Annotated in this window: 7 protein-coding genes; 6 read left to right on the top strand and 1 reads right to left on the bottom strand. The window is 34.7% G+C overall.

The features are described 5' to 3' along the window. Nucleotides 1-382: 382 nt before the first annotated feature. The 3 genes from recO (at nt 383) to ABY285_RS05185 (ending at nt 7,426) form a co-directional block, all read left to right on the top strand. Complete coding sequence (recO, locus tag ABY285_RS05195) at nt 383-1,099, top strand: DNA repair protein RecO (protein WP_372767733.1); 717 nt, start codon at nt 383-385, stop codon at nt 1,097-1,099. A gap of 2 nt (nt 1,100-1,101) precedes the next feature. After that, a complete protein-coding gene (locus ABY285_RS05190) occupies nt 1,102-3,555 on the top strand; it encodes a TonB-dependent receptor plug domain-containing protein (protein ID WP_372767731.1) in 2,454 nt (817 codons plus the stop codon). A gap of 550 nt (nt 3,556-4,105) precedes the next feature. Next, on the top strand, nt 4,106-7,426 hold the full coding sequence (locus ABY285_RS05185) for a LamG-like jellyroll fold domain-containing protein (protein WP_372767729.1): 3,321 nt from the start codon (nt 4,106-4,108) through the stop codon (nt 7,424-7,426). Between the two features lie 85 nt (nt 7,427-7,511). Here ABY285_RS05185 and ABY285_RS05180 read toward each other — a convergent pair whose 3' ends face one another. After that, nucleotides 7,512-8,690 carry an acyl-CoA dehydrogenase family protein gene (locus ABY285_RS05180; protein ID WP_372767727.1) on the bottom strand — a complete coding sequence of 393 codons (1,179 nt, stop codon included), beginning with the start codon at nt 8,688-8,690 and terminating at the stop codon, nt 7,512-7,514. A 92-nt stretch (nt 8,691-8,782) separates the two neighbouring features. On the opposite strand from ABY285_RS05180, the gene rnpA reads away from it, so the two are divergent. From rnpA to ABY285_RS05165, 3 genes are all read left to right on the top strand, one after another. Then, nucleotides 8,783-9,169 (top strand): ribonuclease P protein component, encoded by a 387-nt coding sequence (gene rnpA, locus ABY285_RS05175; RefSeq protein ID WP_372767725.1) that lies wholly within the window; start codon nt 8,783-8,785, stop codon nt 9,167-9,169. Then, on the top strand, nt 9,156-10,790 hold the full coding sequence (locus ABY285_RS05170) for a S41 family peptidase (protein WP_372767723.1): 1,635 nt from the start codon (nt 9,156-9,158) through the stop codon (nt 10,788-10,790). The genes rnpA and ABY285_RS05170 overlap by 14 nt, the downstream gene beginning before the upstream one ends. 107 nt (nt 10,791-10,897) lie before the next feature. Further along, a complete protein-coding gene (locus ABY285_RS05165) occupies nt 10,898-12,586 on the top strand; it encodes a hypothetical protein (RefSeq protein WP_372767721.1) in 1,689 nt (562 codons plus the stop codon). Nucleotides 12,587-12,642 lie beyond the last annotated feature (56 nt).

Below are 12,642 nucleotides of genomic sequence, written 5' to 3'. Positions count from 1 at the left end.
AACATTATAAATATATTTATATATTATAATGTTTAAGGTTTTTTTTTGCATAAAATTTTAATTATTGATTACTCTTCAAATTTTTAGAACGACTCAGCACTTCGTTATTTTCTTCAACAAAAAATAATAAATTTATTCATATTGATGCTCGGAAATGGAATACATTTACGCTATATTACTGCATGAGAATTTTAGCAGTAACTCAAAAAATTAGTGTCTGAAATATCAAAGGGAAAATCAATAAAAAATTGACGCAAAAATAACTTTGAATAAAACAAACTTATTGCGGAATATGGTGGCTATGATTAATTATCTTTTTGCAATCAAAATAAAATAACAAATAAGAAACTACCATAATAGAAATTGGCATGATTAATTAGTTATGATTCAAAACACAAAGGCAATAGTCATTAATTCCATAAAATATGGGGATACAAGTTTAATTGCAACTTGTTACACCGAAAATTATGGCATAAAAACGTATATGCTTAAAGGTATTTTAACATCAAAAAAGTCGAATGTAAAACTGGCCTATTTTCAGCCTTTAATGGTCCTTAATCTAACGGCAAATCATAATAACAAAGGGGCCTTAAATTTTATTAAAGATGTTGAAGTGCTTAACTTTAACCATTCCATTTATTCCACAATAAAAAAACAGACAATAGCTTTATTTTTGGCGGAAATAGTGTATTTTTCTATACGAGAAGAAGAACAAAATAGCCAACTTTATCAATATCTGGAAACGTCCTTTTTGTGGTTGGAAACCCATGACAACTGCTCAAATTTTCATTTGCTTTTTTTATTGAATTTAACCAAATTTTTAGGGTTTTATCCTGAAATGAAAGCGGTTAATACATCTTATTTTGATTTGATTGAAGGAAATTTTACAAACCAGAATAAATTTAATGCAGTTTCGGGTGAAAACTTAGTGCAGTTTAAGAAGCTATTAGGCATAAATTTTGATGTGTTGCATGAGGTTGATTTTAGTGCCGCGAACAGGCAAGCGATATTATCAATTTTAATTCAATATTTCGAATTGCACCTGAGTGGCTTTAAAAAGCCAAAATCATTAACTGTTTTAAAAGCTGTTTTTATTTAATTATGAGATTTTTTGTATTATTATTACTTTTTTTAATTACACTATCAGCAAAATCACAAGAGGTTAAGGTTCTTGATAGGGAAACAGGTTTCCCAATACAAAATGTTACCATTTACAATGACAACAGGGACTTGGTTGTTTATTCCAATAAACACGGAATTGCCGATTTATCAGCTTTTAAAGATACTGATGTCATTTCATTCAACCATTTGGCTTTTATTGAATTTGAAATCCTAAAAAAGGAGCTGGGCATAATTAACTTTAAAGTTAAATTAACCAATAGATCGGAGCTATTGGATGAAGTTGTGTTATCAGCATCAAGAGGAAAGGAAACTCGGAGCAGAATTGCCGAAACAATTTCAATTACATCAAGGGAAGACATCAAAAAAATTGCACCCCAAACTTCAGCCGATCTGTTGGCAAACCTGCCGGGAATAAAAGTGCAAAAAACCCAAATGGGAGGAGGAAGCCCGGTTATTAGAGGAATGGAAGCGAATAGGGTTCTTTTGGTAGTTGATGGTGTCCGTATGAATAACGCGATTTATAGAACCGGACATCTTCAAAATTCGATTACCGTATCTCCAACTGTTTTAGAACGCACCGAAATTATTTATGGACCTTCTTCTGTAATTTATGGCTCGGATGCTTTGGGAGGTGTAATCAATTATTTCACCAAAATACCTGAAATAAATAAAGAAAATACGGTAAATACTTCAATTTCATCAAGGTTTAGTTCCGTAAATGACGAAAAAACGATGCATTTAGATTTGGAGCTGGGTTTTAGTAAATGGGCATCCTTTACCGCAGTTTCATATTCAGATTTTGGCGATTTAAAAATGGGGAAAACCCGAAATCACGGATTTGACAATTGGGGAAAGGTGTATCAGTATTCCAACAATACAAATACATTTTACAACCCCGTTGGCGTGCCAAATTCCAATCCGAATTTACAAAAAAACACGGGATACAACCAATTGGACTTACTGCAAAAATTTTATGTACCGCTCAATAAAAAGACTGATATTTCCTTTAACTTTCAATACTCAACATCTTCTGACATTCCTAATTTTGATAATTTAGCGGAGGTTTCCAGTGGAAAATTGCGATATGCAGAAGCCTATTATGGTCCGCAAAATCGATTTTTAGCATCCACCTATTTACACATTAATCCGGATTATTCGTGGTTGGAAAAAGGCAGTTTGGTTTTTGCATTTCAACAAATTGAAGAATCGCGTATTGAACGACGAATGAATAGTTTAGACCGATACTATCGTTACGAAAATGTTGATGTTTATAGTTTAAACGGCGATTTTACGGTTCCATTAAACAAAGCAAAAAACAGGAATCTTTCTTACGGATTTGAATTTACGCACAATGATGTAAGTTCCAATGCAATTGGCAGAAAAATAGCGGTTAACGGTAATGAGATTAACGGCTTTACAAATGATTTTGTAATCCAGTCACGTTATCCCGATGGCGGAAGCCAATATTCAAGCGCTGCATTATATACAAACTATCGTCAAGATCTTAGTAGCAAATCAACGTTAAATACAGGAATAAGATTTACATCCACTTTTTTAAAGGCACTTTGGGTAGATGATACCTTTATCACCCTACCGGATATGGATATTTACACGGATAATAAGGCGGTATCGGCTACCGCTGGCTATGTTTACAAACCATCTGCCAATTGGCAGATTAGCACCCTGGTTTCATCAGGATTTCGCTCGCCAAATATTGATGACATTGGAAAAATTCGCTATAAAAACGGCCAGGTTACAGTTCCAAATATCTACTTAAAACCAGAATATGTTTATAATTCTGAACTTGGTATAATGCGTTATTTCAACGAAAAAAATTTTTTAGTTAGCGCCAATGTTTACTATACCTTACTGCATAATTATATTGCTCGTGGTACTTTTGAAATGAACGGCGAAAAAACTTTAGGATATGATGGTGTAATGGCTACAACAATGGCAAATATCAACAATAAGAATGCTTATATTACAGGTGGAACTTTCAGTTTTCAGGGAACAATAGCCAATCATTTTAAAAGCAACGGGTCGGTAACATACACAAAAGGAAGAAGTTACGACAAAAAATTACCGCTATCTTCCATTCCGCCGCTATTTGGAAATTTGGAAGTTAGCTACAATTTTAACAAATTCCAAACAGGTTTAAATTACCGATTTAATGCTGCGAAAAAATTAAATGATTATAATTTGGAAGAAGGCATTGACAATATAGAACAAACGCCTTTTATTGCTGAAACTGGAAATTATTATGGAACGCCAAAATGGAGTACCTTAAATTTAAACACGAATTATCAGTTTTCAGATAAGGTCTCAATATCATTCAGAATTGACAATATATTTGATGTCCACTTCAAAGAGTTTGCCTCTTCCATTAGTTCTCCAGGAAGAAATTATATGGGAAGCGTGTTGCTGAAGTTGTAAAAAAAATCAACTGTTGACCGCATTTTTAATATTTATCTCAAAAAATTTACTTCAGAAATAAGTTTCCAAACGAAATTTAATGGCAGCCGTTTTTGGGGAGATTTTGATTTAATTACCTATAAATGTATAAGTTAAATAAATATTTAATATATTTATTCCCTAATAAACGCTACGCTATGAAAAAAACGAACTGTTTTGCTTCGCAAACCTTAATAATAAGGTGTCTTTTTAAATTTTTTATTTTTTTGCATTCAAATAATTAAGCAACATTTTTTTAATGATGTTATTTCTCTATGGCTTTTTACGTCATAAATATTAGTCCCTAAATGAAAAATGCAGTCGGATAATTTTTTTATGATTTTTTATGATTCACAAAATTAAAATAATTGACTATGAAAAATACGATACCCTTTTTGCATTTATGTTCTTTTGCTTTTAATTCAAAGACCGAAGGCGTTACAGTAATAAAAACAGTTATTAGTACTGGCTCTAAGATGCTAAGTTTATGAAAAGAGATGTGCCTATAAATAAAAAAGGGTTTTTATTTATAATGAGTACAATGCTTTTTTTTGCATTCACCATTGAGAGCTTTGGACAAAGTATTTGGACAAACCCAATCACCGGTGAAGACCCTTCTACTTCTAACCCATATAAAACCGGAGAAACATTTGATGCTGACATCACTGTTTCCGGAATTGGTCGCGGTGCAGGAATCTTTGCAAAGGACGCGAATAATCGATACAATGCCAGAGGATGGAGTTCAGTAACATTGGATTCAACTTATTATTTCACACTCATCCTAACGGCAAAATCGGGATACCAAATTAATTTAACAAATTTTAATTATACTGGGCAGATAAGTTCAACCGGCCCAATAAATTTTGCTTTTCGTTCGAGTCTCGATAATTTTGGTACTGACATTGGTACCCCAACCGCAACCCAGAATCCAGGGACAAACATGACAATAGTCCTAACAAATCCAACCTATCAGAATATTTCAACACCAATAGAGTTTAGAATTTATGCTTGGGGAGCATCAAATGGCCTAGGAACATTCAGCGTAAATGATTTTACATTTAATGGTACTATTTCAAAAAGCAATATTGATTTTGACGGTATTGATGATTATGTGGATTTTGGAGATAAACATGGTTATACAAGCTCCTTTTCATTGGAAGCTTGGGTATTGCAAAAAGCAATGGTTACTTCGGGTACAATTATTTCAAAAGGAGATATAAAAACATCAAATAAAAGAGGTTATCATTTGGCATTAAATAATGGCAAACCAAATTTAACTTGGTATAATAATTTTGGGTTACCAATTTTAAATATTACATCAGATTACGTAATAACAACTGACAAATGGCACCATATTGCTGCAACTTATGATGGTACAACGGCAAAATTATTTGTTGACGGACTTGAAGTTTCAAAAGGAACACCTTCTGGTGCACCAACAAACGGAGCAGAAAAATTCCTTATTGGCGCTATGAATGACAGCGGCACGCCAACGATTCCTAAAAATTATTTTAAAGGCTATATTGATGAAGTTCGTATTTGGAATACCGCTTTAACGACACAACAAATCCGTGAAATGATGAACCAGGAAATAGAAATTAATGGAATGGCGGTTAAAGGAAAAACAATTCCATTAAATATTTCAGGCGCATTATTTTGGAGAAATTTAGTGGGTTATTATCCAATGAATGATAATAATGTAAATGACGAATCTGGTAATGCCATAAAAATAGTTGGCTCTGCTAAAAACATGACAACAAACCAATTACAAACCGCACCATTACCTTATGTTTCTAATGATAACGGAACTTGGGATGCCAATGCAACCTGGTTAAATGGAACTGTACAGAATTTGCCAAATACGGTTGGCATTGATGGTTTAACGCCAATATATTGGAATATTGTTGAAACCAAACATGACATTACTTCAGGAAGCAGAAACATTACTTTATTGGGAATGTTTTCAGAATCGGGAAAATTAGCGATGGATGGAACTACCGATATTTCATCAGGAACGGGAACAGGCCAAAGTCTCAGAATAACTCGTTATTTGGAATTAGATGGCGTTATTGATCTGGCGGGTGAATCTCAATTAATTCAAGATGAAGGCTGTGTTTTGGACCAAGACAGCGGTGGTTATATAGAACGTGATCAACAAGGAACTGCAAATAGTTTTAATTACAATTATTGGTCGTCATCTGTTGGACCAATTATTGGTAATTCGAGCACAAAAGGAACTGGCACCCCAAGCAAAAATGATAATTTTACATTATTTGGTGTTTTAAAAGACGGTACGGATGCGAGTAATCCAAATAAAAATGGAGCGATTCAATTTTTAGCTCCTTATGCCTCAGCCGATTCAGGAGTAACGTCTCCAATAAAAATCAGCACCTATTGGCTATATACTTTTAACGGAGCCGACAACAACTACAATTCCTGGAAATCTATTAATCAAAATACGGCTTTACTTCCGGGAGAAGGATATACCATGAAAGGAACTTCGGGCGCTGTAACAATCACAAATCTACAAAATTACGTGTTTAAAGGAAAACCGTATAATGGTGATTTTACTTTACCAATTGCAAAAGGCGGTGACCGACTTATTGGGAACCCATATCCATCCGCTATGGATGCGGATAAATTTATTGATGACAATATTAAAGATGGAGGAAGCAATTCAGTAGGAAATGTTTTTAACGGCGCCTTATATTTTTGGGATCATTTTGGCCAAAAAAACTCGCATAATTTAAGAGAATATGTGGGCGGTTATGCAACCTATACTAAAATGGGTGGTGCCAAAGCATATTCAAACGACGAGCGAATAAATAGTAACGGAACTTATGGAAACAAAAAACCCGGACGCTATATTCCCGTAAATCAAGGGTTTTTTGTGATTGCCGTGATGGATACTTTATCAAATTCAATTAAAGATCGGATTGTAATTGACGGCGGAAATATCGTTTTTAAAAACAGTCAGCGCGTATTTATGCCTGAAACCTTAGGGAATTCCATATTTATGAAAGGCGTTCAGTCTAAATCTGTAAGTCTGGAAAGGGGAAAAGAAAAAACTCTTATTAAAACCAATGCCGATCTTGATAAAAGATCAAAAATTTGGTTGCAATTCGATTCTTCAACCGGGTATCACCGTCAGTTATTGGTGGGCGTTGATAAAAATGCCTCAAACAATTTCGATTTAGGCTATGATGCACCTATTCCCGATATTGGCAAAGAAGATATGTACTGGACTTTTAGCGGGAGTAAATTTGTGATTCAAGGCGTTAACAATTTCAATAACGACCAAGAATTGCCTTTAGGTCTTAAAATTAGTAAACCCGGTTTGGTTCGCATAAAAATAGACATGATTGAAAATTTGAATAAAAATCTCTTATTAGGCATAAAAGATAAATTAACAAATGAAACCTTTGACATTACTGAAAAACCTTTTGAAATGATGCTGGATGCGGGAGAATATGCCGATAGATTTGCGCTGACATTTAAAATTAAACTGATTGCCGATGAAAATGCTTTATTAATGGATGAAGATATTTTGGTCACCGTAAAAAATCCTTTAATAGCAGAAGATGTTTCCATGGTGCAAAATAAACAACTCATGGATACAGGCGTTCACGTATTTATGAACAACAATATTTCTGAGCTGCAAATTAAAAATGTTATGAATACTGAAATAATAAGCATAAACCTCTACAACAATATTGGGCAATGTGTTAACAGTTGGAACTCCAACCTTAATAAACAAGATATTTCTTTGCCAATAAACAAAGCCACAGGCATCTATTTTGTGCAAATAAACACAAAAAACGGTAAGACAGTCAAGAAAATTAGTGTTGAATAAATAAAAAAGAGGCTTCTAATTTTGAAGCCTCTTTTTTATTTACGTCATTTTGAAACAAGATTAGAATCTCATAAATGATTAGTTTTTATTTAAAAGCAGAAATTCCAGTAATATCCATTCCGGTAATTAACAAGTGAATATCGTGAGTTCCTTCATAAGTAATTACACTTTCTAAATTCATCATATGGCGCATAATAGAATATTCGCCGGTAATTCCCATAGCGCCAAGTATTTGGCGGGCTTCACGCGCAATGTGAATTGCCATATCAACATTGTTTCTTTTTGCCATTGAAATTTGCGCGGTAGTTGCTCTGTTTTCGTTTTTTAAAACCCCCAAACGCCAAGTCAACAATTGTGCTTTGGTAATTTCAGTAATCATTTCGGCCAATTTTTTTTGCTGAAGTTGCATTCCTGCTATAGGTTTTCCAAACTGAATACGTTGTTTGGCGTAACGCAATGCGGTATCATAACAATCCATAGCCGCGCCAATAGCGCCCCAGGCAATTCCATAACGCGCAGAATCCAAGCAGCCAAGCGGTGCACCCAATCCGTCTTTGTTAGGCAATATATTTTCTTTAGGAATTTTCACATTGTCAAAAATCAATTCACCGGTTGCAGAAGCACGCAACGACCATTTGTTATGTGTTTCAGGAGTTGTAAATCCTTCCATACCTCGTTCCACAAGCACTCCTTTAATTCTTCCCTCTTCATTTTTAGCCCAAACCACAGCGATATCTGCAAAAGGGGCGTTTGAGATCCACATTTTTGCGCCGTTTAACAAATAATAATCACCCATATCTTTAATATTGGTGGTCATTCCGCCAGGATTGGAACCGTGATCAGGCTCTGTCAATCCAAAACAGCCCAAAAATTCTCCGCTTGCCAATTTTGGCAAATATTTTTGTCGTTGTGCCTCATTGCCATATTTCCAAATAGGATACATCACCAAAGAAGATTGCACTGAAGCCGTTGAACGAACTCCCGAATCACCGCGTTCAATTTCTTGCATAATCAATCCATAGGAAATTTGATCTAAGCCCGCACCGCCATATTCTTCAGGAATATAAGGTCCGAATGCGCCGATTTCAGCCAGTCCTGAAATAATGGATATCGGAAATTTTGCTTGTTGCGCGAACTCTTCAATAATTGGAGAAACTTCTCTTTTCACCCATTCTCTTGCGGCATTTCGAACTAATATATGCTCTTCAGTTAACAATTCATCCAATTGATAATAATCCGGAGCCTGAAATAAATCTTGTGACATTGATTTTTATTTTTTGTTGTCCACAAATTTAACTAATTAAAGTCTTTTGGAAATTGATTTTTCAAAATCTTTTATTCCTTACATTTGTGTTGATGAAATTTACTTTAGGAAAAGACGAAAAATTAAAAAGCCGCACATTAATTGAGCAACTTTTTTCTCAGGGAAAAAGAGTGAAATCATTTCCGATACAACTTATTTACCTGCAAATCGACCATCCTTCGGAATTTCCTGTAAAAGTCGGGTTTTCAGTACCAAAAAGGGTGGTGAAACTCGCGGTTGACAGAAACAGAATTAAAAGAATGATGCGGGAAGTGTACCGAAAAAATAAATATTTAATTTCTGAAAACATAAAGGAACCCTATATTTTTATGTTTATTTTTACTGCTAAAGATGAATTAAAATATACCGATTTGGAGGAAACTTTCAAAAAAGTGTTCACTAAATTTTTAAGTAAAATTGAAGAAGATGGGCAAAATTAAAAAATGGACCATAGGTGTTTTGGTGGGGTTGGCACTTTTGGTAACCACAGCATTTCAATCTGATTTTTTTGAAATAGCCAAACAAATTGATATTTATACCACCTTGTTTAAAGAATTGAACATGTATTATATTGATGAGGTGAATCCGGCAAAATTGTCGAATAAAGCAATCAGTTCCATGCTCGAAAGTTTAGATCCCTACACGCGTTATTACGACGAGCAGGGGGTTATAGATGCCCGTATTGCCGCTACAGGTGAATATGGCGGAATTGGCGTTGTTACCCGTTATAAAAACAACATGTTAACCATTCGGGAACTGCTCAAAAATTCACCGGCCGAAAAAGCGGGACTTAAACCGGGCGACAAAATTTTAAAAATTAACGATATTGAAGTCAAGGATTTTGATGAAAGAGGTGTTGCTGCATTGCTAAACGGACTTCCAAACACCAAAGTAACCCTTCAAATTGAACGCCAGAATAAAAAAATGGAACTGGCAGTAAATCGTGAAAAAATAATAGTGAATCCAGTTCCGTATTTTACCATGCTCGCTAATGAGGTGGGCTATATTTCTTTCACCACTTTCAATGAAAAAGCTTCAACCGAAGTGAAAAGAGCTTTTTCAGACCTTAAAGAACAAGGAATGAAAAAACTGATTATTGATGTAAGGGGAAATCCTGGCGGATTGCTGAATGAGGCGGTTTCCATTGCCAATTTTTTTATTCCGAAAGATAAAATTGTGGTGACCACAAAAGCGAAAATTAAAAAATGGAGCGACACTTACAAAACATTGCAAGCACCAATGGATTTAGAAATACCTATTGCCATTTTAATAAACAACCGTTCGGCCTCTGCTTCTGAAATTTTAGCGGGTTCGCTGCAAGATTACGACAGGGCGGTTATTATTGGCGAACGTTCTTTTGGTAAAGGGTTGGTACAGCTCAATTTACCGCTTTCTTACGGAACTCTAATGAAAATTACGATTTCCAAATATTACACGCCAAGCGGTCGCTGTATTCAGGAATTGGATTATACCAACAGGGATGAAAAAGGAAATATTCCCAAATTTTCTGAAAGTACCCAAACTTTTAAAACTGAAAAAGGAAGAATCGTTTATGGCGGCGGAGGCATTTTACCAGATGTTGAAATTGAAAAGCCGGTAACTACCAAAACAACAGAAACCCTGTTGAATTCAGATGCGTTTTTTAACTATGCAACCCAGTATTTTTATGAAAACAAAGCGATTTCAGAACCTTCAAAATTTAAGTTGATGAATTCAGACTATGCTTCTTTTATAGACTATTTGACTAAAAACCAGACCGCTTTCGAAACAAAAACAGAGGCTGAATTTAAAAAAGCTTTGGAAATGGCTGCTACAGAAAATTTAAACGAAAATTTATCCAAAGGCTATTCGGAACTTTTAACGGATATTCAGGCTGAAAAATTCAAGGAACTGAACAAAAATAAGGAGGAGATCATCAATGAATTATCAGAAGAAATTATAAAAAGGTATTATTATGCAGAAGGTGCTTATCAACAAAAAGCAATCTTTGACAATACGATTTTAAAAGCCGTTTCAATTTTGAATAATTCAAAAGAATATAATAGCATATTAAAAAATTAGCCAATTGGGCAATCAGCTAATTTTGAATTTTAAATTAAACAGTTAAATAATTACGCAACTATACGACCAAACAGATAAATTGTATATTTACCCATCAAAACCAAACAATGAAAAATTCAAAAATAAAAGAAAGAACGCGTGCACAGGAATCGTCAGGCGCTATTGAGCGTTTGTACATTTCCATGCGTCACATATTTACCAGAGGATTTTACAAGCCTATGGGGATTTCAGGAGAAACTTTAAGGCAAGCATTATTATTGCTTCGCCCTGAAATTTACGGCACCATCGCCGATGAAAAAGTGGAGTTAAATGGATTAGTCTATGTGATTGAAAGGCTTCCTATTGGAATTGAAGAATGTCAATTTATCAATTTAACTTCCGAAGAAGGTTTCGGAAAATCGCATTTTAAAGCCATTGTTCCTCCAAAACGAAAAAGAAATTGTTACCGCATAGACAAAGATCAAATGAATATTGAGGTGACACGTGGAAGGTCGGAAATCTACGATGTTTTAACACATTTAACTTTTTTATTCATTGAGTCCCATAAAATAGCTGACAAAGTGCTGATAAGTGAGGGCAGTGAAACCAATAGAGAATGGAAAAAATTGGAAGAGGTTGTTTTAAACAATATAAAACTGTCAAGAGATGAACGTGATATAATGTTGGCGCATTTGGCAAGCATTTTAGGACGAACTTTTGAAGAAACGCAACGGGTTTATGACATTTTAGGAGAGAAAAATAATCCGGACCGGTTTTTTCAAATTATTTTTTGGCTGGGATATTTGGCCATCAATGAAAAAGTGCACGACTTAAAAAGGACCATTACTTTTAGTCCGGTATTGCGTGAACGTATAGGACATCATATTTATGGCGAAATGTGGGCAAATAACATTAAAGAAGTTTTATTGGAAAATAACCTGATGGAACGGCCAATTCATATTATAAGCGCCAATATGCACAGCGTCATGAATTCCATTTATGCGCCGGTTGTATTACCAAAGCAAATAAAAGACAATGACAACATTTCCCTTTTCGAATTGTTAAGTGACTCCGAAAATGAAGATTTACGCAAACAGGTGGAAGATTATGCATTAAAAAATGGGATGGTTCATATAAAAGACACTTCAGGAACCTACATTGATGTTCAAATTATTGATACAGAAAAAATAAACCTCAGAAAAACGAATTATAAGTTTGAAAACACCTTAATTACCGATGAAAAACCGGTACTTATTGTGATGGATTATGCTTTTGGGGAACAGGCATATGAAACGATGGACGAGTTGTTAAAACCGTATAATGGTGAGAATGGCAAAAATTATCACTTAAATGTGGAGTCTGTTTCAATTATGGGTAAAGCGGGAATTTTAGAAGGCGGAAAAGGTGATATTATGATTCCTTCCTCGCATATTTATGAAGGGACAGCCGATAATTATCCGTTTAAAAATCAGCTTAAAAAGAAAATGTTTGAAGGTTGTGGTGTTGATGTGTATACCGGCGCGATGATCACCGTTTTGGGAACATCGCTTCAAAACAAAGACATTTTAAATTTCTTTCACGATTCAACATGGAAAGTTACCGGACTTGAAATGGAAGGAGCACATTATCAAAAAGCGATACAGGCCGCTTCAAAAATAAGGGGAAATATTTCTGAAAAAGTGAAGGTTCGTTATGCCTATTATGCATCAGACAATCCTTTGGAAACTGGAAGCACATTGGCTTCAGGCGGACTGGGAACAACAGGTGTTCGCCCAACTTATGTAATTACCCAAAAAATATTGGAACAAATATTTTAAGGTTTTCATGAACTTGAAGGAGGCTCTTTTTTGATTGCTTTAATTTAAAGAATGAC

The organism is Lutibacter sp. (genome assembly GCF_041555395.1).
Lineage (GTDB): Bacteria > Bacteroidota > Bacteroidia > Flavobacteriales > Flavobacteriaceae > Lutibacter.
The sequence above is the reverse complement of the archived record's forward strand: the minus strand, read 5'-3'. Positions and strand labels throughout refer to the sequence as shown.